Raw genomic sequence first — 25183 nt, 5'->3', positions numbered from 1 at the left:
TTGCCAGAATCGCCGGAGCCTCAAAAAAGCCCCTCAGTGACAGGACGCTACCACGAAACGCCTTCACAATGCTAATCGCTCTGCGAGCAAAATGCCGCGATACCCGCCGCAAGTCTCAGAATCTGCGGACGTAATTCTTTCCCGGCATCGACCGAATTCTTCCCGCCAGCTCCAGCTCAAACAGCGCCGTAAACACTTCGGACGATGTGAGCTGTGTCTCCAGCTTGTCCAGAATCTCGTCCATCTGCAGCGCCTGATCCTGCCTCAGAACCTCCAGCACCATTGCCTCATGCGCTCCAGTAGGTGGCTCAGGCAGAACAGATGCGAACAAATCCACTTTGGATTCAACCGCCCACCCCGACTCCATCTCCAGCCGTACCGCGGAAGGCAGTGCCTCCCACACATCTTCCCAAGTCGCCGTCAGCTGCGCGCCCTGCTTGATCAACGTGTTCGGCGTCCACGATTGCTTGTTCGTCACATTCCCAGGAACCGCGTAAACATCCCGTCCCTGCTCGCTCGCGCAACGCGCCGTCACCCGCGTCCCGGAGTTCTCGCTCGCCTCCACCACCAGCACGCCAATGCTCAACCCGGAAAGAATCCTATTCCGCCGCGGAAAATTCTGCGGCGCAGGAAACGTCCCCAGCGGCAGCTCCGAAACAATAGCCCCGCCCCCGGCCAGAATATCCTCCGCCAGCTTCTTGTTCTCTTTGGGATAGATCACGTCAGCCCCGGTGCCCCACACCGCCACAGTAGCCTTCCCCGCCGCCAGCGCGCCCTTGTGTGCGTACGTGTCGATGCCGCGGGCCATCCCGCTCACAATCAGCATCCCGCGAGCCGCCAGGTCCCGCGAAAGCATCTCCGCCATCCCCGTCCCATACGGAGAAGGATGCCGCGTCCCCACCACCGCAATCGAAGTCCGCGCCAGCAGCCCCACATCCCCACGAACCCACATCACCGGCGGCGGATCGAAAATCTCTTTCAGTCTCGCCGGATACGCCTCGTCGCCAAACGTCAGCAGCGAGACTCCCTGCGCTAGCATCCGCGCCCACTCCTGCTCCGCCGCACTCCGCGCCCGCCCATCAAATAAGTACTGTGCAGCAGCCGCAGGAAACCCCAGGCTCTCGATCTCAGTGAGAGAAAGCCCAAACATTTGCCCCGGCGCAACCAGCCGCTCCATCGCCGCAAGAATCCGCTTCGGCCCCAGTCCCGGAGCCAACGCCAGAGCCAGCCACGCGAGCCTGTCCTCTTCCAGCGCAACACCCGACGGATGAGATTCAGCGACCATCGCAGGCGACCAAAGCTCCGCCCGGCAACCACCCGGCAAAGCGCTCCTATCTCCGTTGTCTTGAATAAGTAGGCCAACACTAACGAGGCCGATAATCAATGTCAAGAGTCACTTACGGAAATGAGTGGTCTCTTTTGGGTAGGTTATCAAGTGGTTAATAAACCGTCCCAATTTGGAACTCACAAGGAGGACTGCGAAGCCATTTCCTCGCAATTAAGCCTCATTTCGACGGCTTCAGATCCTTCCGGCTCGTCTCCTCCATCTCCACATCGAACTTCTTCGCCGCCGTCTTGATCCGCTTCCACGCAGCATCCTTCTCCGCTTCGCTAGCGCCCTTCACCTGGTTAAACCGCGCAATCGCATTGCGCACATGCGCAGCATTCTCCAACGGCTCCTTGCTCTGCTCCGGAAAGGCATACTCCTTCGCCGGAATTTCCTTGCGATCTTCCGTACTCAGTTTGCTCATGACAACCTCCACGCAGCATTCTTCTCCTCGCGTCACTCGTTGATGGTGCAAAATAGAACTCCCAAGGCCACCATCTCAAAAACTCCCAAATTCCCGGCCACACAGCAGGACTTGCTAATCTGGATAAGTGGACAAGTCTTCCCCGACACTCGCAGCGAAGAGCATCCTCCGCATAGCCGCCATCCGCTTCCTCAATCCCGCCCCGCTCATGTGGGACTTCGAGCACGAACCCGGCAAGTCCGAACTAGCCCACCGCTACAGCCTCGAATGGATGATGCCCGCCCAGTGCGCCGAGCGCCTCGCCCTACCCGCAGACCACCCCGACGCCGCCGACATCGGCTTGGTCCCCATCGCAGCCCTCGCCACCACCCCGGGCCTGAAGATCATCCCCGGCAGCGCCATCGCCACTAAGGGCAAAATCCGCTCCCTGCTCCTGATCCGCCGCGCCAGCCAGCCTATCTCCGCAATCCGCACCGTAGCCGCCGACACCTCCTCGCGCGCCACCCTCGCCTACACCCAGATCCTCTTCCACCTCTGGCACAACGAAGAAGCTAAATTCATCCAGCACACTCCAAATCTCGACCAAATGCTGGAAGCAGCAGACGCAGCCATCCTCATCGGCGACCCGGCCCTGTTCGCCCTCGAAGACCGCGAAGCAAGAGAAGCCCGCACCGGAGAAAAGCTCGTCTACACCGACCTCGCGGAAGAATGGATCAGGCGAACCAGCCAACCTTGGATCTCAGCAATCTGGGCTATCCGCGAATCCTCTCTACAATCCACGAGCCGCACCCTGGAAGAAATCGCCGCCGACTTCAATCAATCGAAAGACCACGGCCTCACCAACATCGAAGCACTGGTCAGCGAGTGGAGCGCAAAGCTCCCCCTACCCGCAGAAACCATCCGCGAGTACCTGACCAAAAACATCTTTTATCACTTAGACAATGAGTGCCTGACCGGCCTCAAATACTTCTACCAGCAAGCCGCGCGATATAAAGTCCTGCCGCAACACGAACTCTGATTCATACGAGTCATCGGACCACAAGAATTTTTCCGTCTCCAGTGATCTAATCCCTCCAAAACTTTCGTTTGCCTTGGTGAGAACGGCGAAAGTCGCCTGTTCCATTCCCTATTTGGAGAAGTGAAGATGAAAAGCATCAAGCTAGCTCTCACCCTGGCCGTCACCCTCGCGGCCTCAGCCATCGCAGCCCACGCGCAAACCCTTGACGTTCGCACCGGACTGACCACCGTTAACCTGTCCAGCGGCTTCGTCTCCGCTCTGGGAACCCTCAAAGTCACCCCGAGCGCCCTTGGCGGCTCCAAATTGTCCGGCACATTTATCGATTTCCCCATCGTTGACGGTGCTGTTGATCTGCCCGACTCTCAAGCAGAAATCACCCACACCGGCGGCCTGCGGCTTACCTCCGGTAAGACCGTCGTCGACCTCCGCGACTTTGTCATCGATGCCACCTCGGGCCAGGCCACGCTCACAGGACTCGTCATCGCCAACGGCAAACTCGTTGGCCGGCTGCCCCTGTTTGAGCTCGCCATCAACAGCAGCGACATTCAGAATGCAGGCGGACTGTTTCTCTACATTCCGGACATCAACGTTACCCTCACCAGCGGCGCGGCCTCTGCCCTTGACGGCGTCTTCAAAACCAACGCGCTCAAAGGCGGAGTGAAGATTGGCACCGCCGCCGTCTTCGGCCTCACCACCAGCTTTTAAGAGATACAAGACAACAGAATCGGGGAGACAGCCTGTAACTTTCGCCTGTCTCCCCGTAACTCCGGATTGCTAGAATGCGCGCATGAAACCGGTAACCCTGGCCAAACTACTCCTGCTTTCACTCCTGTTCCAATGCCACCCGTCCTCATTGGCACAAGCAACAGGTAACTCAGGTCCCGTCTCTTCCAACACCACGGCTGTCCAGAACGACGCCGAGCGCATCCGTATCCTCGAAGCGCGCGTCGCTCAGCTCGAGCGCACCGTGGACGCATTGCTCAAGCTGCAAAACGCCACTGCTCCTGACGCACTCGCGACACCTCCGCCGGAGTCCAACGCGGTCGCGCTCCCAGAGACAGGAGCAGCCCTTCCTGCAACCCCCTCCTCCGAAGCCCCCTCCGATCCGGGGGAAGCAGCTCCGGCTCCACGCCCGCATTCCGACCCCACCTTGGTTGCCAGGGCCAAAGCTCAGGAACTTCTGCCTAGCCTGGGAAAAATCGGCGCGGTAGCTTTCCTCGACGCAGGCACCAACAGCGGCCCATTCACGCTGAACCGCGGCAGCTACTTTGGCGGAGGCCTGAGCCTGCCGCTCGCAATTGTTCATGGTGGCCGAATCAACTACGAGGTCTCCGTCGGACTGGCCCAAAACAGTCGGCGGCTGCCCATCACGTCCAGCGTCGCCCAGCTCATCAACCTCACCGTGCTCGATACGCTTTATCCCAACGGCGGCACCGCCAATATTCAGCAAGCCTTCACAGGAACCGGCTCAGCCCCCTTTGCCGTTACCGTTCCGGCAAATTGGCGCGCCCAGACCCTCCAGATTGTGCCGCTAGCCGCACGCTACGACTTCACCCACTGGGACCGCCTGCACTTCCGCCCCTATCTGGCTGCCGGACTCGGAGCGTACGTCACGGTCAGTAACCAGGTCACCACCGCAGGAATCCGCCAGAACGCCAGTCTGCCCCCCAACGTTCTTAGCCTGCTCCAAACCCTCTTCGCGAATAACTCTCCACTTTCCGGCGCGCTCCTGGGCGGACAGATCGCCACCGCTTCCGAACTAAAAGCCAGCGGCATTCCAGCCGGCGAGGGCGGCCTGGATGTAGGTATGCTCGTGGGCGGCGGCATCGAGTGGCGGCCCGCCGGAGGGTTCTCCCTCTCCATCGACAACCGCTATCACTACGCGCCTTCCGGCACGTCGTACAACCTCACCCTATCCCGCGTCGGATGGCATTTCTGAAAATGGTTTCTTGCGTTGGCTGGGAACCAGCGCTGATTTACTCAGTGCGACGCCTCAGTCCAGAACGCCAAACAGCAGCTTGCGCCCTCGCGCCGATAGACTGCCGCCCTTCGGCTCATCGGTAATGGTCAGCGCGGTCAGCTGTCGAAGATCGTTGGATGGCCCCGCGAACAAGTACCCTCCGCCAGACCCATCGGTCGCCATCAGACCCACGCTTTGAATCGACGTCCCGCTCTTGTGGACCGACCAAAGCTGGTAACACTCACCGCCAGGCAACTGAGGTAAGTTGCGCACCATCACCATCAGACCCCGATCCGGCGCGTAGTACGCGACACCTGTTGCCCCGCCCGCTCCTGCGTCTATGCTTTTCAGCTCAATCTGCCGCGAAGGTCCCGCCCGGAAAAACGCCAGAATCCGTCCATCCCGAGCAATTGCCCCACGCAATGCGTTGACCGTCGCATTCGCCTCGTTCAGCTGCGCTGTCAGTGCCGCAACTTCCGAATGAAAAGCCTGTGCGTCGCCAGGACCACCCGAAGAACCCGAATGGCTTGCTGCCTGCTCCTGCGCCGCCGTCAACTGCGCCTGCAATGCTCCCCGCGCTGCTACGGCCTGCGCCAGGGCGCTTTGGGATTCATTCCACCGCGCCACAGCGGCGTCGCGCTCCGCCTGCAATCGCGTCAGTTGTTCGGTCAAAGCTCGCACTCGCGAGGCATCCGCATCCTTCGCGGATACCGGCCTTGCGCCCTCTACCCCGGTCGCTCCAGATGCCCCAGCCTGCTCGGGCACCTGCACCCGCCCGTCCCCACCCACTGCAGGCGCGCTATTGGAGTTCGCCACTGCAGGCACTGGACCCTGGACGACGATAGGATTTGCATGACTCTCCGCCAACTCCCTGGAAACATGCCGCAGACTCACGCCCAGCCACAAGGCCAACAGCGCCAGAGCCGCCGCAATCGACCAGGGGAGCCCAGCAGACCACTGCATCCTCCGTGGATGCGCCGGACGCGGCTCAATTCTCAGCGGCTGCATCCCGAACGGAGAAGCACCCAGCCTGAAACCATCCTTGGCTCCTGATTCCAGTCCCACAATCCGCGACCGCAAGGCATCCGCAATCCCCGCAGAAGGCTCAACCTGCGGCACCTCGCACGCCAACGCGGTCATCAGCTCCATCGCTGCCTCATGGCTGCGGCGGCAATCCACGCACCCCGAGCGCAGATGCTCCTCCATCTGCCGGTGAACCTCCGCATCGAGGCTCCCCATCGCAAACAGATCCCAATCCGCGTCCTGACACCCTGCGTTCCGACATCGATCGATCATTGCGGGATTTCCGATCTCCTGCCGCTCAAAAGTGTGCGCAACTTCTTCAATCCAAGCCGTATCCGCGACTTGACCGTCCCCAGTGACTTACCCGTCTGCTCTGCCAGTTCGGTGTGCGTTAACCCGTCGAAATAGGCCATCTCTATCAGGGACCGCTGTTCTCGAGGCAGCATCGTCAAGGCCTTCATGATTCCGTCCCGCTCTTCTACGCTCGCAGCGTCCGGCAGCGGAGACTCCACATCCAGCCAATCCTCTGTAAAGAGAACGTCAAAAGCGCCCCGTCTGGATTCCTTTCGAAGATAATCCAGGGCGCAATTTCTACCCACGCAAAATAACCATGGCAGTAGCGAACCCGTCGCTATGTCGCACTCCGGGACACGATTCCACAGGCGCAAAAACGTGTCCTGCAGGATTTCCTCAGCCGCCGACCTGTCTCCGGCAATGCGATAGATGAGCGAAAATACCCGCTTGCCGTAGACCGAATAGGCCTCGACCAGCGCTTCCGGATCTCGATCGCGAATACGCGCTATCAGATTCGCGTCGCTCTGCATAGCCTCGTAACGCTCCTGGACCCGCTGCCTGCGCGCCGGACCTGCCGCCCGACTCCAGCACCACTATACACATCACCCGATACCGCTGATCTCGATTCTTCGATTGAGAATCAGTTGATCTAAATCTCCCAGCGCAGCAGCGCCGCCCCAACAGTAAAGCCAGCCCCAGCCGCAGCCAGCAGCACCAGATCACCCTTCTTCAGCTTCCCTTCCTCGACAGCCGTACCCATAGCCAGAGGAATCGTTCCCGCCGAAGTATTTCCATACTTGCCAATATTGACAATTACCCGCTCCGGAGCCATCCCCAGCCGCTCCGCCGTAGCATTGATAATCCTCAAATTCGCCTGGTGCGGAATAAAGCACCCCATATCAGCGCCGGTAACGCCATTGCGCTCCAGCACCTTGGTCGTAGCCTCAGCCATCTTGCGCACAGCAAACTTGTACACCGTCTGCCCATCCTGATGGATATAGTGCTGCTTCGCCGCCACCGTCTCCGCCGTAGCAGGATTCAAGCTCCCACCCGCCGCCAGGTTCAGCGCCGGACCACCCGACCCATCCACCTCGTGCACAAAATCAATCAGGCCAACCTCGCCCTCGCCCGCCGGCTCCAGCAGCACCGCCCCAGCCCCATCGCCAAAGATGATGCAGGTCGTCCGGTCCGTGTAATCCACCAGCCGGGAGTTGGCATCCGCCCCAATCACCAGGACTTTCTTATGCGCCCCGCTCTCCACCAGCTTCGCCCCGGCCTGCAGCGCAAACACAAACCCCGAGCACCCCGCGGAAACGTCAAATCCCCAAGCACCCTTCGCCCCAATCTTGTCCTGCACCAGGCAAGCCGTCGAAGGAAACATCATGTCCGGCGTCACCGTACCCACAATGATCGCCTCCACCTCGCTCGCCTCGATCCCGCGCGAAGCCAGGCAGAGCTTGGCAGCTTCAACCGCCATGTCGCTCGTCCCCAGGCCCTTTTCCAGGATGTGCCGCTCCTTGATCCCCGTCCGCTCCGTAATCCACTGGTCATTGGTATCGACCATCTTCTCCAGATCGGCATTCGTCAGAATCTTCGGAGGAACATACGTTCCCAGCGCGCTGATCTTCACGCGAGTGCAATGCGGAGCACGAAAAACCGATGTGGAATAAGGACTGGAAGAGGATGACAAGACTGAATTCTCCTTCAGGCAATCCGTCCAGGGAAGACAGAACCGGCCTGATCGCGGGGTTCCATAAACTGCTCAAACATCAAAACCTAAAGCGCCCATCAGCGCAGCCCAGGAAACCCAACCCCGCCCTTGACCCCGGACGAAAACCAAGCCAACCAGCCTGCCCAACAGCGCAGAAACCAAAAAAGTACCGGGCTACCTACTGCGCCCACACTAGCCCGTTACCGTTGCTTCCTTCCGGACCTGGCGGGGTTGGCGGGATTGTGTCGCGTAGGACCCGGCACTGACTAATCATACCATCCAGACTCCCCCAAATCCCACCCCCACCAGAGTTGGAAATCCGTCCCAGCGGTCGCCAATATTCCCAGCCACTCGCCGTCCAGCACTCCCCGGAAATCCCAAAGAGCACCTCTCGCAAAAACGCTATATAATCCGGATGCCAAATTCTCACCCAAGGATAACTACGTGAAACGACTCGCATCGAGTCTTATCTTGCTGCTGATAACTCTGCCTGCCTTCTCGGCGAACAAGCAGCTCTCCATTCAAGACCTCAAGGACCTTCTCAGTTCGCTCGCACAAGCCAAGAAGAGCGATGCCGACATAGCAACCCAACTCAAGCAAATCGAGCTCGCAGAAGAGTTGACCGCAAGCACCATGAACAGCCTCGCCAACCTCGTCCCAGGGCCGCTCACCACCGAGCAGATGTACGTCCTCGAAGCACGCAGTGCGACCCTTCACCCGCCTGCCACGGATCTACCCACAGACCCCGCACCAGCACCGGAAGCGCAGTCGGAAATTCTCGCCAAAGCCACGGCTTACGTAACCAGTACCTATTCGCAATTGCCTCATCTCGCGGCGAAACGCATGACAGCCCGCTTTCAGGATGGAGTCGACGCCATACAAACCTACACCGGGGCTACCCACGGGCTCTCGCAGAACAAGAATCCGCTCTGGGAACAAACAAACACTTACACGCACCTGGTCAATACTCAGACCGACTCCATCGAAAGCGAAAACGGTATCGAGAAGCCTCCAGCAACAAAAGACAAAACCCTTTGGGGACCCAACAATATGACCGCCTCCATTGGCCCAAAACTAACTCTCGACACCCTGATGCACGAGGCCACCGCAAACGGCAACCTCAAATGGTCACACTGGGAGTTAGTCAACGGCACCCGGACAGCCGTCTTCTCCTTCGCCGTCGATAAAAAGAAGACTCACCTCTCCGTCATCTATTGCTGCTTCCCAAACACGGATACCACCGGCCTGGTCAACTACGCTGCCGGCGCCGGCGCCAACAACGGTACAAACCTGCAGACAATCAGCGAATGGAAACCATTCAAGGCCAACCCCAGCTATCACGGCGAACTCTTCATCGACCCCGTATCCGGTATCATCCTGCGAACCATCACAGCCACCGAATTCAAGCCAACCGATCCCGTCCACTCCGAAACCATCCGCACCGACTATGCGCCAACGCCCATCGCAGGCAAGACCCCCATCGTCCCGGTCAGAACCTTCACCCTCGCCGAAGTCGTTCCAAACGGAGACTCCTTCGCAGCAAAATACGCCGTCCGCCAAAGCTTCATCACGCAGAACTACACCGACTACAAATCAACTGAACCCGCCAAACAAAACTAACTTGAAACCAGCCGGTCCTACTCCCGGCTTACCATCTCGACAAAGTCCGGAGCGACATGGGCAAGGCGCTCTAGAAGTGCCTTTCGATCCTGCCGGATATCCTTCGACTGGGCCTCCAACACCGTGAGAACACGCACAGGATCCAGCAGAAACAATTGTTTGAGAAAGCTATCAGGAGAATGCACCGCGATTCCGTAACGAGCAAGCAGCGATGCCGGAAAATGCCGAAGGTTCAACGTAACAATTGCGTCCGCCTCCGTCGAGATCGCGGCATCCATCACATGCCAGTCATCCGGATCGAGAAGCTCCCGCATCGCTTCACCAGGATCATGCAATGAATGGACAGACGCTTTCGGAAAAACCCGTTCCATCGTCCGAGCACGACGCTCAGCCTGATCCTCGGTGCAACCGAACTTGATAAGCGTCCGCCGGACCTCGTTCATCGTTTCCGCGCTCCACAACGCCCTGAACAACCCACCTTCATCAGCGCAACGCAGGAGCGTATCGCAAAGAGGCATCGGCGCCAGAACGCACGCGTCCAGCACAACGGAATATTCGCGATCAGGATTCGGCAACATGAAGAGGTACTAAATCGTAAATCCCCTCTTCCGTTTCAGCACGCACCAGGTCACTCCAAATCTGTCTCCGTTCCGCATCCCGCTTTGCCCTATAGGCCAACACATCCCGCGCATAAACACGTCGGTGCGTCCCCACCTTGTGAAACGGCATCTGCCCCTGCTCCAGGAGCTGAATCAGAAACGCCCGCGAAACTGAAAGCAGCCCAGCTGCCTCAACCGTAGTCAGCGCCTCGTTATCCCGCAAAACCGTGACCGATCGCCCTGCCTGCAAATCCCCAAGCAGCTCGCGCAAAAACGCAGCCAAATCCACCGGAAGCACCCGTGCCCGCCCATTCGAACCCACCAGCTTCGCCTCCGCCGCCCGAATCTTCAGGTACAGTTCCGCAGCAGCTTCTAAATGGTCTGCAGCCAAACCTCCAAGGCGCTCTTCCGCTACAGCCATAATCACCTCCAGGTGCTACAACCACTATAAACGCTATATCTGTTTTATTCGCCACATCTTTCAGCGTACCTGAATACGAAATCTCATTCCCCGCTACAATAGATAAGTGAGCACTGAATCAACATCCGCGACGCTCGAACAAGCGTCCCCGACCACCCAAACTGCACCGCCAGCAGCCCTCCCGACCGTTGGCTTCCTCTCCCTCGGCTGCCCCAAGAACCTCGTCGACTCCGAAGTCATGATGGGCCTGCTCGACCGCGCCGGCGCACGCCTCACCAACCGCCTCGAAGACGCGGAAATCCTCGTCGTCAACACCTGCTCCTTCATCGATTCCGCCAAGCAGGAGTCCGTCAACACCATCCTCGAAATGGTCCAGCACAAGACCAACGGCAGCGCCAAGCGCCTCATCGTAGCCGGCTGCCTCGTCGAGCGCTACCGCGATGAAATCCAGAAAAACATCCCCGAAGTCGATGCCGTAGTAGGCACCGGCGAGCTCGAAGCCACCCTCGAAGCCGCAGGCCTGAACCGCCCCGCCCCAGCCGTAAGCACCTCGCCCTTCAACATCCTGACCGCAAGTGAAGCGACGCTCATTGACCGAGCCCCAAGCGCCGTAAACAAGCATTCGAGGCCGGAGGGAGATTTACGCGAAGAACAAGGCCGCTTCTCCCGCGAACACTGGGACGGCGCCATCGCCTCGCTCCCCAACTACCTCTACTCCGACGAAACCCCGCGCATGCTCACCACCCCCAAGTCCAGCGCCTACATCAAGATCGCCGAAGGCTGCGACCACCCCTGCGGCTTCTGCATCATCCCGCAGCTCCGCGGCAAGTTCCGCTCCCGCCGCATGTCGTCCATCCTCGTCGAAGCCGAAAACCTCGTCCGCCAGGGCGTCCGCGAAATCACCCTCATCGGCCAGGACACCACCTGCTACGGCGAAGACCTCGGCCTGCGCGACGGACTAGCCGACCTGCTCGACGCGCTCGCGCAAATTCAAGGCCTCAAATGGCTCCGCTTCCTCTACGCCTACCCCAACAAGGTCACGACGAAGCTCCTCGAAACCATCGCCAGGCACGACAACATCGCCAAGTACCTCGACGTCCCCCTCCAGCACGCCAGCCCAGCCGTCCTCAAGCGCATGAAGCGCGGCGGCAGCGGAGCCATCTTCCTCAAGATGCTCGAGAAAGCCCGCAGCATCGTGCCCGACCTCGTCGTCCGAACCACCTTCATCGTCGGCTTTCCCGGCGAAACCGACGAAGACTTCGCCCTGCTCGAAAACTTCGTCCGCGAAGCCAAAATCGACTGGCTCGGCGCCTTCCCCTACTCCGACGAAGAAGGCTCAGCCGCCTTCGACCTCGACCTGAAGGTCCCCAAGCGCACCATCGAGTCCCGCCGGAAGCGCCTCATGAAGCTCCAGCAAAAGATCAGCGCCGAAAAACAGTCCCACTGGGTAGGCCGGGAAATGGATTTGCTCGTCGAAGGAGTCAGCGACGAACACGACCTCCTCTGGCAAGGCCGCACCATGCTCCACGCCCCAGAAATCGATGGCAAAGTCCTGATCAACGACTTCGGCACAGAATCAGACGGCACCCCAAGAGAAACCCTGGTCCCAGGCACCTTCTACCGCTGCGAAATCACAGAATCCCACCACTACGACGTAGTAGCCAAAATCATCGAATAGCCGCACTAGCTCGCTATAAGCAGATGCTGTCATTCTGAGCGTAGCCCGAAGGGCGAAGCCGAAGGACCTGCGGTTGCTCTTGCCGTTGCTTTTGCCGTTGCCCTTGCTGTTCTTGTTGTCATTCCCGCAGGGAATCTGCCTTCCTCAAATCACAAACTGGAAGCGCCGATGACGATTGAGGAAGTTCAAGAAATAATCCGGGCACAAAGTAAGAAGGTTCTGACAGACACCATGAACCATGGCGCGACAGTGAATCAAATGTTGGTCAAGCCTCAGAAGGTCTCTCTAATCTTGAGAACCATGAATGACGGCGAGATCAACGACAGCATCTTAAGCGCATGGATCGTAGGACAGGAAAATTCACCCGACGGATACACCATAGTCATGACCAACGACGGATCAAAGTTCGGATTGGCATCGAGAGGCTTTACCCATGACGAGCATTTGATCCTCTCTGGATGGTACGGCACTTTGCTGGATGCTTTCCAGGCAATGTAACTCCGCTTCCAGTCTGCTTCTCCTCTTTCACCAATACGCGCTATCATTTCCTCATGGCCACCATCCACATTCCGGAAGCAGAAGCAGCTGGCAAGCTCACCTCCCTCATCGCCAGCATCCGTGACGGTTGCGAGGTGCTCATTGAACGAAACTCTGTACCCGTAGCCCTGATGACTTTGCCCCCGGTTCCGCGCCGCACCATTGAGGAGTGCATCGCCCTGCTCCCGGAAAACTCAACGGCAATCATGGATGACGAATTCGCAGCTGATGTAGCCGCCGCGATCGAGTTCCACCGCGAATCCCTAAACCCGCCAGCATGGGACTGATTCTCGATTCCAGCGTTCTCATCGCTGAAGAACGACGCGGCAACAGCCTGCGTCAGGCCCTTAGCAACCTCGCCCTGCGATTTCCAGGCACCGAAATCGCAATCTCCGTCATAACAGTCCTCGAACTCGCTCATGGCATCGCGCGCTCCAAAACTCCCGAGCAGCGAATCGGCCACCACGCATTCCTCGATGACTTACTCCAAGCCATTCCGATCCATCCCATATCCGTGCAGACAGCTCTCCGCGCAGGCCTGATCGACGGCGAAAACAAGAATAAGGGAATTCACCTTGCAATGGCAGATCTCTTGATCGGCGTTACCGCCCTTGAACTCGGCTATCAAGTAGCAACCTCCAACCTGCGGCACTTCAACATGATTCCCGGCCTAACAGTAGTCAGCGTCTGATAGAGAATCAGCGGAATAGCCCTAATCACCATGTAGCAGCAGCTAGTAGCAGAGCCAAATTCCACCCCTGTGCTATCGTGTCCGTGTGCCCCACACACCCTCAGTCCCCAACCCAGCGCCACCCCGCCATTCCGCAACCGTCCGCGTAACCCACTGGCTAACGGTCATCAGCTTCTTCGCCCTCCTGATCAGCGGTGCAGAAATCATCGTCTCCCACCCCCGCTTCTATCTCGGCGAAGTCGGCAACGTGAACACCCATCCCCTCTTCATCATCCCCATCCCCGCCTCCCGAGACAGCGTCCCCACCGGCTACAACTACCTCATGCCCGACCAGAACGGCTGGAGCCGCTATCTCCACTTCCAGGCCGCCTGGGCCGCCGTCCTCACCGGCATCTTCTACGTCCTCTCCGGCCTCGTCTCCGGACACTTCCGCAAAGACCTCATCCCCACCCGTACCGAAAGCTCCTGGCAAGCCATCAAGGCCGTCATCAAAAAATCCCTCCGCCGCACCCCACCCAGCGATGCGGGAGCCGACCGCTACAACATCCTCCAGCGCCTAACCTACCTGGGCGTAATCTTCCTTCTCTTCCCGCTCATGATCTGGACCGGCCTGGCCATGTCCCCATCCTTCACCTCAGCCTTCCCCATCACCGTAATCGCCCTGGGAGGCCGGCAAACCGCCCGCACCCTGCACTTCTTCGTCTCGATAGCACTCCTGCTCTTCGTAGCAGTCCACGTAGCCATGGTCATCCAGGCCGGCTTCCGAAGCCGCATGCGAGCCATGATCACAGGCAACACCAAGCCGCAGCCCCGCGAACCCATCCCCACACTCCTCTCAGCAAAGGAGCGCCCATGAACGCCATCACCCGCCGCCGCCTCATCACCGGAGGCCTAGCCGCTACCGCTGGCGCCGCAGGCCTCACCGCCGCCGCCAGTCTCACCAAGCGCTACGGCCTAATCCCACCCGACCACTGCGGCGTCTACGGCCCCGGCGAAACCTTCACCTACGCCGCCCAGCGCCTCCTCACCACCAACTCCATGGCCCGCGAATTCCCGCGCAGCATGATCTCCGAAAAACCCTTCCTCAACTCCACCCCGCCACCCAACGACCAATTCAAGCAGCACCAGGCCGCAGGCTTCCTCGACTGGCGCCTCGACGTCAATGGCATGGTCGCCCACCCCGGCTCGTTTTCCCTGTCCGACCTGAAATCCATGCCAGTCAGCAGCCAGATCACCGAAGTCGCCTGCGAAGAAGGCTGGTCCTACATCGCCGAATGGATCGGCACCCCACTCCACGAAGTCCTCCGCCACGCAGGCCTATCCCCGCAGGCCCGCTACGTAGCCTACTTCTCCATCGACAAGGATTGGTGGGAAAGCATCGACATGGCCGACGCCCTGCATCCTCAGACGCTCATCACCTATGGCATGAACGACGGCGAACTCCCCGTCGGCTTCGGAGGCCCACTCCGCCTCCGCGTCCCCCGCCAGCTCGGCTACAAGAGCGTCAAGTACATCACGCGCCTAACCGTAACCGACTCGCTGAAGAGCTTCGGCAAAGGCCTGGGATCAGCCTCACCGGAAGGCGGCTACTCCTGGTTCGCCGGTATTTAATCTGCCGGTATCGATCCACAGGTACTACCAGCTGCCCGCAGCGAGCTTAGACCGCTACTTCCCGCGCCACGCAGCACCGGTTTCGCCCAGCCCGTTTAGCCTCGTAAAGCGCCTCGTCGGCCAGCGCCAGCCACTGCTCCACCGACCCAACCTGCGGCGTCAAAATCGCCACCCCAAAGCTGGCCGTAACCCGCAGCGCAGGCTCATGCGCAATCTCCAGCCGCTCCAGCCAGCCCCGCAGCCGCTCGGCCGTCTCAGTTACGCGCTCACCCTCAATATCCTGCAGCAGCACGCCAAATTCCTCGCCGCCCAGCCGCCCCAGCGTGTCGCTCACTCGCAACGCGTCAGCCAGTCCATGGGCAACGGCCTTCAACACCAGATCCCCCGCCGCATGCCCGTACGTATCGTTCACCCGCTTGAAGTGATCGATATCCAGCATCAGCAACGCCGCCGGATGCCCCGACCGCCCATACCGCGCCAGCGTCTTCTCCATCTCGAACGTGAACCCGCGCCGCGTCGTCGCCCCGGTCAGAAAATCCGTCTGCGCAATCCGCCGCAGCTCCAGCTCATCCACCACCAGCGCCGCAAAGCTCTTCAGAATCTCAACTTGCGCCGCACTATATTCCCGCGGCACCACGTCGATCGCGCACAGCGAACCCACGTTATACCCATCCGGAGTCGAAAGCGGAACCCCCAGATAGCTCCGTATAAACGGCGCCCCTGTAACCAGCGGATTTTCCGCAAACCTCGCATCCAACGCAGCATCCGGAATATGCAAAGGCTCGCGCTCCTTGACAGTATGCGTACAGAACGAGATATCCCGTGCCGTCTCCCGTACGGAAAGCCCGACACAGGACTTGAACCACTGCCGTTTCCCGTCAATGAGGGAAACCGTGCTGATCGGCACTCCCAGCACTGTGCTCACCAGACCCGTAATGCGATCGAAGCCAGCCTCCGTCGGCGTGTCCAGAACCTCATACCGGTTCAGCGCCGCCAACCGCCCCGCCTCATCCCCTAGCTTAGGATCAAGTCTTAGGTCTGCCACGCTCACCTCACCATCCGCTTCATCGTCCGGATCAACTCGTCTTTGTACGAAGCAACAATGACCGAAACGCTTTCCTCAATCTGAGCTTCATTGACCCCAGCCGACCGCAGACTCATCACCAGCCGCATCAGATTCTCGCGATGCCGCTGCAAGCTCTCCTCCAGCTCAGCCGGAATTTCAAGATCCCCAAATGGATCACGGCTACCCAACCCCGCCTGCAATTCAACCGACATGAACGCCGCTCCAAGCCCGCAATCCAGGCGAACTGCCATCATCATACCGTCAATGAATTGACACTTTCTAATTTCGCGACCGTTCCAAAGGCGCACTCACGGCCAAAGGCCAGCTTCATACCAGCCTGGGCTTAAGACCCAGGTAAGCCATCCGCATCATCTCGAAGGGCTGAAGGCCCGATCCATCCATCTCGTCAACCCGATCCCAAAGGCTGCCTCTGCAAAATGCGGGCGCGTGAACAATATCCAAAACTCACCCTAAGCCGGCAGCATTCTCCGCGCCCGCTCGTAGTTGAGCCGCACCACCTCATGCCCATACTTCCGCTCCAGCCGCCGAACCACAAAGTGCCCCTCGGCCACGCTCTCAAAATGCTTGTTAAACAGCACATTCAGCGTCAGTCCGCCAGCAGCCCCGGCAATCGGAATCAGCTCTGCCGCCACCTTCTCGCTTACCTCCAACCCGAACCGCCCAGCCACTCTGCTCAAGAACGAAACCAGCGCCGGAGCACCCTCCTTCGCCGCACCCTTCTGCACCAGGTACGAAGTAGCCTCCCGCGTAGCCTGCGCCAGCGCCGTCCGGCTCACGTAATAAGCACTCTCTAATGCATCGCGGTGGGTATTCCCCCGGGCGTCCCCCGGCCCCAGCGCAAACACCTCCAGGCAAGCCAGCGCACCAGCCGGATCGCTCAAATCCTCACCCTGCATCCGCGCAATCTCCACAATCGAGTGCAGCATCACCGTCGTCGTAATCGGCAGCTCCACCAGCATCCCCGGCAGTCCGAAGAACCCGCCCACAGCCCCCGAAACCGCCACAGCAGCCATATGCGTCCGCTTATGATGCACCGGCGGCCGAAACAAATTTCCCGGCTTCCGCCCCACCTTCAGCGCCACAGAAAGGCACTGCTCCAAAGCCTTCTGCACCGCCACGCCCACCGACCTCTGCGCACCCGCTGGCAGCATGCGCAAAAGCGTCTCCACCGGCATCCCCAGCTTCTCCGCCACCTTCATTGCAAGGCTCTGCGTCTCCAGCTTGCGAGCCGCCATCTGCAGCTCCAAAAAATCCAAATCCGAAATACCATCCATAAGAAACAACCCTCTGACCACTCCGTTTGCAAAACCATCTCTGCTCTTGCTCTTGCACCTTGTCTTGACAATCTTCTTGCTACTGCTTTTGCCTCTTTTTTGTCATTCCCGAAGGGAATCTGCCTTTGCCTTTGCCGTTGCCCTTCCCTTTCTTGTCATTCCCGAAGGGAATCTGCTGTTGCTTTCCGCTACCAGTCCCATCACCGAACATCCACCGTCTTAAACCCCAGCCCATACAGCGCCGCCGTCAAACTAGCCTGCGCATTCGCCTTAGCCTTATCCAGAATCCCATCCGCCACCGCCGCCTGCCCAATCTGCTCCTCAGCCGCCTTGCGCACCTCCGATTCAAGGTTCGGATCAGCCGTAACAAACACCCCCGTATCCCGCGAATACACCTTCGTCCGCGCATTGTCCAGCCGCGTCGAAAGCACCATCGGCGCCGGCAGCTTGATACTCACACGATCCCCGCTTACCGTCACATCCGCAGCCTGCAACTGGCTAAGATCGATCCCCGCAATCACCTCGCCATGCGCAATCAGCAGCAGCTTATCCCCAATCAAAAAGTGCGGAATCAGAGAGTTCTCCCGCTGCCCCTCCACAATCTTGTCGATCGAATACACCACCGTCTCCAGCCGGTTCAGCTTGCGAATTCGCTCCACCACCGCCGCCGAAGAAGTATCAATCGAAGTCGTCCGCCCCAGCACAAAGTCCGCCATCCGATGCAGCAAACCCTCACCCGTCGGCACCACCCGCCCCAAATACGAAAGCAGCACAAACCCAACGAGGATGCCAAAAATCAGCAGCAGGCATCCACCACACCCGCCCCGCCGCTTCCGTCGCACTTCCACAAATCCAGCTTCCGGCAAATCGGCCATAATGTGCCCAGCATATCCCGCTAAGCAATCCAGCAGAATGCCCCGATTGCACACTCCCCGGATTACTTGCAGCAGCATCACACATCCAGTATTACCCTTGCGCTCGATTCGCATTTCGACGAAACGAATGCCCGGCAGAGGCCGCGAATTGGCTTCTAAGCCCAACACTGCGAAAATAGGAGCAGCAGCAATTCCACCAAAGGCAACACCGATGCCCCAAGCCGCCAAAACCCCGAAGCCCAAAATCAAAGCGCTCAAGTGCCCCACCTGCGCCAAGCTCGTCAAGGCCACGGACGAAGACTTCCCCTTCTGCTCCGATCGCTGCCGCCGCATCGACCTCGGCAAATGGGCCATGGGCGTCTACAAGATCAGCTCCCCCGTCCTCGACCCCGAAACCGCCGAAGGCAGCATGCTCGAAGACCCGGAAGGCTACTAGCGTGCAGCCAGAACTTACGCCCGAACTCACGCCAGAAGCCCTCGCCAGAGCCAGGGCCGAAGCAGCCAAAGGCGGCTGGCCAGCAGCCCCTTCCTGCGCCTTCCAATCCGGCAGAAAAACCTTCTGGGCCTGGACCATCGCCACATTCTTCGGCGCAGGCCTCGGCAAACCCGGCCCCGGCACTTGGGGCTCAGTAGCCGCCACACTCATCTTCTCAGCCGACGTCTACTGGCTCCACCCCACCCAGCAATCCCTCCTCATTCAAACCCTCGCCGGCATCGTCCTCTCCATCGCCCTCGGCGTCCCGGCAGCCACCATCGCCGCCCGCGAAAGCGGCCGCAAAGACCCCGGCTTCGTCGTCATCGACGAAGTCGCCGGCGTCTGGATCGCCCTGCTCGCCGCCATCCCCCGCCCCGACTGGAAACACATCCTCGCCGCACTCCTCCTCTTCCGCCTCTTCGACATCTGGAAGCCCGTCCCCGTCCGACAGCTCGAAAAACTCCCCGAAGGCTGGGGCATCGTCTTCGACGACGTAGCCGCCGGGTTGTATGCTGGGGCAGTGCTGCTGATCCTCAACCACTGGTTCTAGTCAGCCCGCCGAAGCACGAGGAAGCGACCCCCAATGCCCCGCCTAGCCAAAGAAACCCTCCTCCCGCCCACCCTCGCCAGCGTCTCCCCAGCCGCAGCCCTGCCCGGCGGCGACGTAGAGCTCTCCGGCTCAAATCTCGGCCCACGCGGCCTCACAATGCCATCAGTCCTCGTCGACAACCACTCCGCCCACATCCTCATGAGCCGCCCCAACCGGCTAGCCTTCCGCGTCCCTCAGCGAGCCACCACCGGCCTCATCGAAGTCCGCAACCAGGACGGCCCCAGCAACACCCTCCCCCTCCGCGTAGCCCGCGAGCTCTCCGACGGCCTCCACCCCGTCACCAGCCCCGTCGTCAGCCGCTCCGGCATGATCTTCGCCACCATCAGCGGCCCCCGCGGCAAGCAGACCCCCGTCTCCATCGTCCGCATCAGCCCCGACCGCGTCGGAACCCCCTTCGTCAGCGGCATCCTCAACCCCACCGGCCTCGCCCTCGACCCCAACGGCGACCTCTTCGTCACCTCTCGCGCCGAAGGCACCGTCTACCGCATCGACCCCGGCGGCGAAGTCACCACCTACGCCGAAGGCATGGGCACCGCCACCGGAGCAGCCTTCGACCGCGAAGGCAACCTCTTCGTCGGCGACCGCTCCGGCACCATCTTCAAAATCGCCCCCACCCAGTCCGGCGAAACCCCGCAAATCTTCGTCTACGCCACCCTCGAACCCAGCGTCGCCGCCTACCACCTCGCCGTCGGCGCCGACGGCACCCTCTACGTCACCGCCCCCTCGCTCTCCCCCAACGACTGCGTCTGGGCCATCGACCGCGACGGCACCACCTCCGCCTGGTTCCGCGGCCTCGGCCGACCCCAGGGCCTCGCCCTCGACAGCGAATCCAACATCTACGTAGCCGCCTCCCTCAACGGCCAGCGCGGCCTCGTCCGCATCACCCCCGAAGGCAAAGCAGAACTCGTAGTCGCCGGCTACAACCTCGTAGGAGTAGCCTTCTCCCCCCTCGGCACAGCAGTCCTAGCCACCAACGAAGCCGTTTATGATGTCGACTTAGGCGCAGAAGGCCTGAGACTCTTCTAACCAATCCACTGAATAGTTAACAGTTGACTGTTCTCTGTTCTCTGTTCTCTGTTAACTGTTCTCTGTTCTCTGACCACTAACCACTGACCACTGACCACTGCCCCTATGAAATCCGAAATCATCGCCGTCGGCTCCGAGCTCCTCACCCCATTCCGCCAGGACACCAACTCGCTCTTCCTGACCGAGAAACTGAACGAGATCGGCGTCGCCGTCAACTTCAAAACCATCGTCGGCGACCGCCAGCGGGACCTCGTCTCCGCCGTCCGCACCGCCCTCAGCCGCGCCGACATCGTCGCCATCACGGGTGGCCTCGGACCCACCGAAGACGACCTCTCCCGCGAAGCCGTCGCCGAAGCCCTCGGCGTCACCGTCCACCGCGACGGCCGCCTCGTCGCCGCACTCGCCGCCCGCTTCGCCGAACGCCGCATGACCATGACCGACAACAACCTCAAGCAGGCCGACATCATCGAAGGCGCGCAAACCCTCCCCAACCCCAACGGCACCGCCGTAGGCCTATGGCTCGACACCAAGTACGCAGGCCACCGCAAGCTCGTCATGCTCGTCCCCGGCCCGCCCAAAGAGTGCAAACCCCTCTTCGCCGAGCAATGCATCCCCCGCCTCCGCGCCATCCTCCCCGTCCGCCACATCGCCAAGCGCATCCTCAAGGCGACCATGATCCCCGAGTCCACCGCCGACGCCCTCCTCGCGCCCATCTACTCCCGCTACAAAGACGTCGACACCACCATCCTCGCCGGCAACTGCGAAATCCAGCTCCAGATCACCTCCAGCAAGCCCACCCTCGAAGCCGCCCAGCAGCGCGTCGACGAGCTCGCCACCAAGATGGAAGAAGCCCTCGACCAGCACCTCTTCTCCTCCACCAACGAGACACTCGAACAAATCGTCCTCTACTACCTCGAAATGAAGCAGCAAACCCTGGCCGTCGCCGAAAGCTGCACCGGAGGCCTGCTCTCCCAGCGCCTCACCTCCATCAGCGGCAGCTCACGATCCTTCCTCGGCGGCGCCGTCGTCTACTCCAACGAACTCAAAACCGACTTCGCCAACGTCCCCGCCGAACTCATCACCCGCCACGGCGCAGTCAGCACAGAAGTAGCAGAAGCCATGGCCCGCGGCATCCGCCAGCGAGTAGGCTCCAGCATCGGCGTAGGCATCACAGGAATAGCCGGCCCCAGCGGCGGCACAGAAGAAAAACCAGTAGGCCTGGTCTACATAGCAGTAAGCGACGCCCAGCGCACCCAATCCCTGGAATGCAACTTCCGCGGCGACAGAGAAAGAATCCGCCAATGGGCCAGCCAACAAGCCCTGGACATGCTCCGCCGCCGCTTGATGTAACCCGAGTTTCTTTTCCTTTGTCGGTGCGTGAACTGCCCCTTTGGACTCAATTTCTCCCTAGGGTTGATGGGACTTATCATCCAGTCAGAGAAGGCAGGTTACGCGGTGAGGCTAAGGATAAACCTAATGAATTTTCTTTAATAGTTCGCTGAAAGTACCGGGATCAAACAGATATACCATCACTATCGCGGCCATTCCACCGGTGGCTTTGAATGTGACGTTCACCCACTTAGCCACGACGGATGAATTGACCGAAAAAAGCCCCGGAAGATACGCAATCAGTAGGCCGACACCTGTAGCAGCCATAAGTCTCACGATGAGTGAAGTCATAGGGTTCGTGACTGGCAGATACGCGCTGGCAAGAAGGGCTACAAGTAAAAGAACTACACCAGCCCAAAAAACTCTAACCTCCTTCGAAACCGATGCTCTCGCACGTTCTTGGGCCATGTCTAGCTCCTTTTCCGCCAAAATGGAATCAATTCGTTGCTGCTCTCTTGTCAATGCTTGAGCCTGGTAGCCGCTCATAACCAAAGCGAAGACCGGATTGCGATGCACCTTTGGAAAGTGGCTAATCAACTGCTGTATGGTTTCAGTGGTAAGTGCGCCAGGAGGAAGTGAATTGATGTTTAGCGTTAATTTCGCAACTTCAAGATCGTAACGTGCCTGATCCCAAACCTCCTCGCTCATGCAATCGCGCGGTGCTTGTCTTTCGAAGCCACCCCTCTATCAGCCGAATCGTCTCTGGGATCATGCTTCGTGAAATAAACCTTAATCAACCAAGGCTTAACATCGATATCTAGATCTTGATAGGGATCATACAGAGAATCCGGGACTTGGCCTACGTCGGTATAGCGTTTTATTCCGCCACCGTTCTTTGGCGAGACAACTTGCACAATCTGGTCGATCTTTTGCGCAGACGTTAAATCGCCCAGCATGAAAGCTACGCTACTCTTACTATTCGCCTTAACCAGATCGGCGAGGTCGTCAACAGTGAACAAGTCTCCTAGACGCGACTTCTCGAAAACACGCACAAGTCTGCTCTTCATCCGACTCGGATCATTTGTTGAAAGACCGAATTTTCTCAAGAACGTATTCATAATCAGACTTTTCACATTGCGGGACGACTGTGAACTCGTTGGTGGCGCCTCCGATAACAGTATGAATGTCAGAGAGTGGAACACTGTTGCCCGAGCGCTTAAGCCAAGTACAGTTTACAATGTCACAAATCGACCGACCGTTGCCTTTCGATAGGAAGGACTCGACGCTTCCGTCAATCTCCTCATCGTCTTCATAGAGGTTTTTTCCCCAGTCGCTGGTAACGACATTGACGCTGCCGCCCTTTTTGCTGCGTAGGGTATTCTCGCCAAACCGGACCACATTGGTCAAAGATTTTCTGTTCTTGACCATGTAAAATCGAGCTCGCGCCAATGACACGTCCTCAAATTTGAAGCGGTCGACTATTCCAACACTTTTTACGAAAAAATCCTCCGCTTCCTGTTTATAATCGATCGCATTTTTGTACGATTGGATTCTAATTTCGGCGAAACCATCAGCAGACAGTCTGAAAACATAGATTGCGCGATCTTCCTCCCATTGATACGTCCAAATTTCTAAATCCTCCGCCTCCTCTTTTTTGATCAAGTTCTTCCGTCTGCGGAGGTCGACAGCTTTGATGATGAGAGTCTTCGCACTGCCCGTCACCTCGTGACGAACGTCAACCAACTGCAGACCTTTAGGCTTTTCGACAATACGCGGGCGTTCGTAAAGGCTGCCCAAGTCTAGCTTCGCCAATCGCTGCTTGATCACTGCGTCGGCAAGAAGATCTGCGACTTCGGTTCGGGAAGCGCACCGAAACAGGAAAATATGCTGCCGCCCATATTCTTCCGAGTTGTTTAGTAGTTGGAGAATGTCTTTTCTTGTGAGAGCGCCTCGACTGAGTGCCGGTCTGATACGCTGCTCGACCAGATCTGGCCAGGATCCGGCTGAAAACGGGGTCACTCCACGTTTCTTCAGGTAATCTGACACGGCATTAATGCTGCTGTTTTTCTTTAGGAGACTAACTGCAGTGGCTAGATCCGCATCCGAAATCGTCGCTGTCGGCACCGATAACTCCAATCCAATGAGATAGGTAGGTAGATGGCGAAAGCTTATCATGAATTACGACGCTTGCGGTTCCGTGGGACCATATAACCTAAATACGATCTCATCACTTTAGCCATGGGGCAGGTGGCCCACCCTTTGAATGCTCAAACCACCACGAATTGAGGGTGCCCCATCCTTTCGCGCAATTGCGAAAGGGTGGGAACCACCAAAGCCCGCACCAAACCTCACCTGATTCGTGCGCAGCACGAACCCGGAGGGAGCAGGGGCATTCATGCCCCTGAAAGCCAGCCCAAAAGAAAAAGGGGCTTCAGCCCCGGGCCCTCCCACGAATCTGCCACCGATCCCATCCAGCACCTCAGGATAGTCCAGCGCCTCAGGTAAGCCAAGGCTTCAGCCCTGGCATCCACCAACCCCGCAAGAACTCCCCGAGGGGTCTCGATGACCCCGAGCCCTCACCTCAACCCAACAAACTTCCCCACAAACCGCCTGCTCATCCCCTCAAAAATCCCCGTGGAACAATTCACCCAAATCCCGCTCAACCACACCATATCCCCATTCGCTGTAACAATGCACAAAACACCATAATTCAACGCAATTATTTGCTGAACAGAATCAACAACTTACAGACCCCCTCGCCAAACCCCTCCCATTCACCGAAAATTGTTCCGCGTGGAACAATTTCGAACGACGCCATCGCCCCGGTCGTTGTTCTAGCCGTTGCCCTTCTTGTTTGTCATTCCCGAAGGGAATCTGCTGGTTGCCGTTGCCTTTGCCGCTGCCCTCGCTGTTGCTGTTGCCCTTGCCTTTCTTTCTGTCATTCCCTAGGGGAATCTGCTTCTGCCGTTCTTTCCGTCATTCCCGAAGGCAATCCGCCGTTCTCACCCCCGATGCGCAAAAGCCGCCGAAGCAACAACCGCATCCCCAAGCTCCATGGCAGCAATCAACCCATCCCGTACCGTGAACACATGCACCACCTCCCCATCAAAAAGCAAATCCCCCGCCAGACTCTTCACCACCTGGCGCACCCGCACCCGAACAGTATCCCCATCCTCGACCATGGCAATCGGCTCAACCCGAGGATCGAACTCACCCCACTGCCGCGTCCAATACCCGCGAACCTCCTCTTTCCCAACCACCGTCCCACCCTCGGAAGCCTTGGGCCAGCTGACATCCTCCGTCATCAACACCAAAGCCCCATCAATCTCCCGCGCATTAAACGCCAAATAAGCCCGCTCAATCAAACCCTGAACACCAGCCATAACCCCTCCAAAAATATCCACCATGCCCACGATTCTAACCACCCACCCAGCCCCAAAATAAATGTTGCGCATTTACCCACAAAAGCGCTCAATCATTCAAACTCACACGATTCAGGCAGCAACCAGGCGCAAACAAAGCACGCACAAAACGCGTCAAAAGCGCACTTTAACGCACCACCGATGACGCAGAAAACCCGCATCATCACTGCA

The 25183-nt window shown here is 58.9% G+C and carries 29 protein-coding genes and 1 other RNA gene; 14 read left to right on the top strand and 16 right to left on the bottom strand.

Annotation, left to right across the window (positions count from 1 at the left end; all coding sequences use genetic code 11):
* Positions 1 to 115: 115 nt before the first annotated feature.
* Positions 116 to 1285: a DNA-processing protein DprA gene (gene dprA / locus AC5S27_RS07160; RefSeq protein WP_493933879.1), complete on the bottom strand. Its 1170-nt coding sequence runs from the start codon at positions 1283 to 1285 to the stop codon at positions 116 to 118.
* A gap of 220 nt (positions 1286 to 1505) precedes the next feature.
* On the bottom strand, positions 1506 to 1751 hold the full coding sequence (locus AC5S27_RS07155; RefSeq protein ID WP_493933878.1) for a DUF6582 domain-containing protein: 246 nt from the start codon (positions 1749 to 1751) through the stop codon (positions 1506 to 1508).
* Between the two features lie 127 nt (positions 1752 to 1878).
* Here AC5S27_RS07155 and AC5S27_RS07150 point away from each other — a divergent pair, with 127 nt between their 5' ends.
* From AC5S27_RS07150 to AC5S27_RS07140, 3 genes are all read left to right on the top strand, one after another.
* Positions 1879 to 2769 (top strand): menaquinone biosynthetic enzyme MqnA/MqnD family protein, encoded by an 891-nt coding sequence (locus tag AC5S27_RS07150; protein ID WP_493933877.1) that lies wholly within the window; start codon positions 1879 to 1881, stop codon positions 2767 to 2769.
* Between the two features lie 126 nt (positions 2770 to 2895).
* Positions 2896 to 3474: a hypothetical protein gene (locus AC5S27_RS07145; protein ID WP_493933876.1), complete on the top strand. Its 579-nt coding sequence runs from the start codon at positions 2896 to 2898 to the stop codon at positions 3472 to 3474.
* An 82-nt stretch (positions 3475 to 3556) separates the two neighbouring features.
* Entirely contained in the window at positions 3557 to 4708 is a 1152-nt protein-coding gene (locus AC5S27_RS07140) for a hypothetical protein (protein WP_493933875.1), read from the top strand.
* A gap of 54 nt (positions 4709 to 4762) precedes the next feature.
* Here AC5S27_RS07140 and AC5S27_RS07135 read toward each other — a convergent pair whose 3' ends face one another.
* The 4 genes from AC5S27_RS07135 to ffs form a co-directional block, all read right to left on the bottom strand.
* On the bottom strand, positions 4763 to 6025 hold the full coding sequence (locus tag AC5S27_RS07135) for an anti-sigma factor (RefSeq protein ID WP_493933874.1): 1263 nt from the start codon (positions 6023 to 6025) through the stop codon (positions 4763 to 4765).
* Positions 6022 to 6576 (bottom strand): RNA polymerase sigma factor, encoded by a 555-nt coding sequence (locus tag AC5S27_RS07130; RefSeq protein WP_493933873.1) that lies wholly within the window; start codon positions 6574 to 6576, stop codon positions 6022 to 6024. The genes AC5S27_RS07135 and AC5S27_RS07130 overlap by 4 nt, the downstream gene beginning before the upstream one ends.
* Before the next feature lie 119 nt (positions 6577 to 6695).
* A complete protein-coding gene (locus AC5S27_RS07125; RefSeq protein ID WP_493933872.1) occupies positions 6696 to 7736 on the bottom strand; it encodes a beta-ketoacyl-ACP synthase III in 1041 nt (346 codons plus the stop codon).
* 185 nt (positions 7737 to 7921) lie between these two features.
* An RNA gene (gene ffs / locus AC5S27_RS07120) (signal recognition particle sRNA small type) lies at positions 7922 to 8019 on the bottom strand.
* Positions 8020 to 8201: 182 nt separating this feature from the next.
* Here ffs and AC5S27_RS07115 point away from each other — a divergent pair.
* Positions 8202 to 9377 carry a hypothetical protein gene (locus AC5S27_RS07115; RefSeq protein WP_493933871.1) on the top strand — a complete coding sequence of 392 codons (1176 nt, stop codon included), beginning with the start codon at positions 8202 to 8204 and terminating at the stop codon, positions 9375 to 9377.
* 17 nt (positions 9378 to 9394) lie between these two features.
* Here AC5S27_RS07115 and AC5S27_RS07110 read toward each other — a convergent pair whose 3' ends face one another.
* Both AC5S27_RS07110 and AC5S27_RS07105 read right to left on the bottom strand, forming a co-directional pair.
* Positions 9395 to 9955: a PIN domain-containing protein gene (locus AC5S27_RS07110; protein ID WP_493933870.1), complete on the bottom strand. Its 561-nt coding sequence runs from the start codon at positions 9953 to 9955 to the stop codon at positions 9395 to 9397.
* The gene (locus tag AC5S27_RS07105) at positions 9939 to 10397 is read right to left on the bottom strand and encodes an excisionase family DNA-binding protein (protein ID WP_493933869.1); all 459 of its coding nucleotides are present in this window, start codon (positions 10395 to 10397) and stop codon (positions 9939 to 9941) included. Before AC5S27_RS07105 ends, AC5S27_RS07110 begins: the two co-directional genes overlap by 17 nt.
* 106 nt (positions 10398 to 10503) lie before the next feature.
* Here AC5S27_RS07105 and rimO point away from each other — a divergent pair, with 106 nt between their 5' ends.
* The 6 genes from rimO to AC5S27_RS07075 all read left to right on the top strand — a co-directional run bounded on the left by rimO (position 10504) and on the right by AC5S27_RS07075 (position 14914).
* Complete coding sequence (gene rimO, locus AC5S27_RS07100; RefSeq protein ID WP_493933868.1) at positions 10504 to 12075, top strand: 30S ribosomal protein S12 methylthiotransferase RimO; 1572 nt, start codon at positions 10504 to 10506, stop codon at positions 12073 to 12075.
* Between the two features lie 168 nt (positions 12076 to 12243).
* On the top strand, positions 12244 to 12573 hold the full coding sequence (locus AC5S27_RS07095; protein ID WP_493933867.1) for a hypothetical protein: 330 nt from the start codon (positions 12244 to 12246) through the stop codon (positions 12571 to 12573).
* Positions 12574 to 12626: 53 nt separating this feature from the next.
* A complete protein-coding gene (locus AC5S27_RS07090; RefSeq protein WP_493933866.1) occupies positions 12627 to 12899 on the top strand; it encodes a hypothetical protein in 273 nt (90 codons plus the stop codon).
* Positions 12890 to 13303, top strand: coding sequence for a PIN domain-containing protein (locus AC5S27_RS07085; protein WP_493933865.1), 414 nt, complete (start codon positions 12890 to 12892; stop codon positions 13301 to 13303). The genes AC5S27_RS07090 and AC5S27_RS07085 overlap by 10 nt, the downstream gene beginning before the upstream one ends.
* 85 nt (positions 13304 to 13388) lie before the next feature.
* The gene (locus AC5S27_RS07080) at positions 13389 to 14159 is read left to right on the top strand and encodes a cytochrome b/b6 domain-containing protein (RefSeq protein WP_493933864.1); all 771 of its coding nucleotides are present in this window, start codon (positions 13389 to 13391) and stop codon (positions 14157 to 14159) included.
* A complete protein-coding gene (locus AC5S27_RS07075) occupies positions 14156 to 14914 on the top strand; it encodes a molybdopterin-dependent oxidoreductase (protein ID WP_493933863.1) in 759 nt (252 codons plus the stop codon). The genes AC5S27_RS07080 and AC5S27_RS07075 overlap by 4 nt, the downstream gene beginning before the upstream one ends.
* A gap of 46 nt (positions 14915 to 14960) precedes the next feature.
* Here the strand turns inward: AC5S27_RS07075 and AC5S27_RS07070 are convergent, their stop codons facing one another.
* The 4 genes from AC5S27_RS07070 to AC5S27_RS07055 all read right to left on the bottom strand — a co-directional run bounded on the left by AC5S27_RS07070 (position 14961) and on the right by AC5S27_RS07055 (position 18150).
* On the bottom strand, positions 14961 to 15959 hold the full coding sequence (locus AC5S27_RS07070; RefSeq protein WP_493933862.1) for a GGDEF domain-containing protein: 999 nt from the start codon (positions 15957 to 15959) through the stop codon (positions 14961 to 14963).
* Between the two features lie 2 nt (positions 15960 to 15961).
* A complete protein-coding gene (locus AC5S27_RS07065; protein WP_493933861.1) occupies positions 15962 to 16192 on the bottom strand; it encodes a hypothetical protein in 231 nt (76 codons plus the stop codon).
* 258 nt (positions 16193 to 16450) lie between these two features.
* Complete coding sequence (locus tag AC5S27_RS07060; RefSeq protein ID WP_493933860.1) at positions 16451 to 17236, bottom strand: EcsC family protein; 786 nt, start codon at positions 17234 to 17236, stop codon at positions 16451 to 16453.
* 239 nt (positions 17237 to 17475) lie between these two features.
* A complete protein-coding gene (locus tag AC5S27_RS07055) occupies positions 17476 to 18150 on the bottom strand; it encodes a DUF4230 domain-containing protein (RefSeq protein WP_493933859.1) in 675 nt (224 codons plus the stop codon).
* Positions 18151 to 18361: 211 nt separating this feature from the next.
* On the opposite strand from AC5S27_RS07055, the gene AC5S27_RS07050 reads away from it, so the two are divergent.
* The 4 genes from AC5S27_RS07050 to AC5S27_RS07035 all read left to right on the top strand — a co-directional run bounded on the left by AC5S27_RS07050 (position 18362) and on the right by AC5S27_RS07035 (position 21611).
* Complete coding sequence (locus tag AC5S27_RS07050; protein WP_493933858.1) at positions 18362 to 18586, top strand: DNA gyrase inhibitor YacG; 225 nt, start codon at positions 18362 to 18364, stop codon at positions 18584 to 18586.
* 1 nt (position 18587) lies between these two features.
* Positions 18588 to 19175 carry a phosphatidylglycerophosphatase A family protein gene (locus AC5S27_RS07045; protein WP_493933857.1) on the top strand — a complete coding sequence of 196 codons (588 nt, stop codon included), beginning with the start codon at positions 18588 to 18590 and terminating at the stop codon, positions 19173 to 19175.
* 33 nt (positions 19176 to 19208) lie between these two features.
* Complete coding sequence (locus tag AC5S27_RS07040; protein WP_493933856.1) at positions 19209 to 20261, top strand: gluconolaconase; 1053 nt, start codon at positions 19209 to 19211, stop codon at positions 20259 to 20261.
* Between the two features lie 105 nt (positions 20262 to 20366).
* Entirely contained in the window at positions 20367 to 21611 is a 1245-nt protein-coding gene (locus AC5S27_RS07035; RefSeq protein WP_493933855.1) for a competence/damage-inducible protein A, read from the top strand.
* Positions 21612 to 21734: 123 nt separating this feature from the next.
* Here the strand turns inward: AC5S27_RS07035 and AC5S27_RS07030 are convergent, their stop codons facing one another.
* The 4 genes from AC5S27_RS07030 to AC5S27_RS07015 all read right to left on the bottom strand — a co-directional run bounded on the left by AC5S27_RS07030 (position 21735) and on the right by AC5S27_RS07015 (position 24973).
* Positions 21735 to 22298, bottom strand: coding sequence for a hypothetical protein (locus AC5S27_RS07030; protein ID WP_493933854.1), 564 nt, complete (start codon positions 22296 to 22298; stop codon positions 21735 to 21737).
* Complete coding sequence (locus AC5S27_RS07025; RefSeq protein WP_493933853.1) at positions 22295 to 22609, bottom strand: hypothetical protein; 315 nt, start codon at positions 22607 to 22609, stop codon at positions 22295 to 22297. Before AC5S27_RS07025 ends, AC5S27_RS07030 begins: the two co-directional genes overlap by 4 nt.
* Positions 22610 to 22667: 58 nt before the next feature.
* Positions 22668 to 23714, bottom strand: a complete 1047-nt coding sequence (locus tag AC5S27_RS07020; RefSeq protein ID WP_493933852.1) for a hypothetical protein — start codon at positions 23712 to 23714, stop codon at positions 22668 to 22670.
* An 878-nt stretch (positions 23715 to 24592) separates the two neighbouring features.
* Positions 24593 to 24973: a nuclear transport factor 2 family protein gene (locus tag AC5S27_RS07015; protein ID WP_493933851.1), complete on the bottom strand. Its 381-nt coding sequence runs from the start codon at positions 24971 to 24973 to the stop codon at positions 24593 to 24595.
* Positions 24974 to 25183: the final 210 nt, after the last annotated feature.

Source organism: Acidicapsa borealis (genome assembly GCF_059115245.1).
Note: the sequence above shows the minus strand (reverse complement) of the source record. Positions and strands in the feature narration are given on the sequence as shown.

Coding starts and splice junctions, on each gene's coding strand:
- AC5S27_RS07015 (WP_493933851.1), bottom strand. CDS start 24,973: ATGGCTGGTGTTCAGGGTTTGATTGAGCGGGCTTATTTGGCGTTTAAT.
- AC5S27_RS07090 (WP_493933866.1), top strand. CDS start 12,627: ATGGCCACCATCCACATTCCGGAAGCAGAAGCAGCTGGCAAGCTCACC.
- AC5S27_RS07040 (WP_493933856.1), top strand. CDS start 19,209: ATGCCCCGCCTAGCCAAAGAAACCCTCCTCCCGCCCACCCTCGCCAGC.
- AC5S27_RS07110 (WP_493933870.1), bottom strand. CDS start 9,955: ATGTTGCCGAATCCTGATCGCGAATATTCCGTTGTGCTGGACGCGTGC.
- AC5S27_RS07155 (WP_493933878.1), bottom strand. CDS start 1,751: ATGAGCAAACTGAGTACGGAAGATCGCAAGGAAATTCCGGCGAAGGAG.
- AC5S27_RS07035 (WP_493933855.1), top strand. CDS start 20,367: ATGAAATCCGAAATCATCGCCGTCGGCTCCGAGCTCCTCACCCCATTC.
- AC5S27_RS07130 (WP_493933873.1), bottom strand. CDS start 6,576: ATGCAGAGCGACGCGAATCTGATAGCGCGTATTCGCGATCGAGATCCG.
- AC5S27_RS07050 (WP_493933858.1), top strand. CDS start 18,362: ATGCCCCAAGCCGCCAAAACCCCGAAGCCCAAAATCAAAGCGCTCAAG.
- AC5S27_RS07030 (WP_493933854.1), bottom strand. CDS start 22,298: ATGAGCGAGGAGGTTTGGGATCAGGCACGTTACGATCTTGAAGTTGCG.
- AC5S27_RS07065 (WP_493933861.1), bottom strand. CDS start 16,192: ATGTCGGTTGAATTGCAGGCGGGGTTGGGTAGCCGTGATCCATTTGGG.
- AC5S27_RS07060 (WP_493933860.1), bottom strand. CDS start 17,236: ATGGCGGCTCGCAAGCTGGAGACGCAGAGCCTTGCAATGAAGGTGGCG.
- AC5S27_RS07055 (WP_493933859.1), bottom strand. CDS start 18,150: ATGGCCGATTTGCCGGAAGCTGGATTTGTGGAAGTGCGACGGAAGCGG.
- dprA (WP_493933879.1), bottom strand. CDS start 1,285: ATGGTCGCTGAATCTCATCCGTCGGGTGTTGCGCTGGAAGAGGACAGG.
- AC5S27_RS07145 (WP_493933876.1), top strand. CDS start 2,896: ATGAAAAGCATCAAGCTAGCTCTCACCCTGGCCGTCACCCTCGCGGCC.
- AC5S27_RS07095 (WP_493933867.1), top strand. CDS start 12,244: ATGACGATTGAGGAAGTTCAAGAAATAATCCGGGCACAAAGTAAGAAG.
- AC5S27_RS07105 (WP_493933869.1), bottom strand. CDS start 10,397: ATGGCTGTAGCGGAAGAGCGCCTTGGAGGTTTGGCTGCAGACCATTTA.
- AC5S27_RS07085 (WP_493933865.1), top strand. CDS start 12,890: ATGGGACTGATTCTCGATTCCAGCGTTCTCATCGCTGAAGAACGACGC.
- AC5S27_RS07135 (WP_493933874.1), bottom strand. CDS start 6,025: ATGATCGATCGATGTCGGAACGCAGGGTGTCAGGACGCGGATTGGGAT.
- AC5S27_RS07140 (WP_493933875.1), top strand. CDS start 3,557: ATGAAACCGGTAACCCTGGCCAAACTACTCCTGCTTTCACTCCTGTTC.
- AC5S27_RS07075 (WP_493933863.1), top strand. CDS start 14,156: ATGAACGCCATCACCCGCCGCCGCCTCATCACCGGAGGCCTAGCCGCT.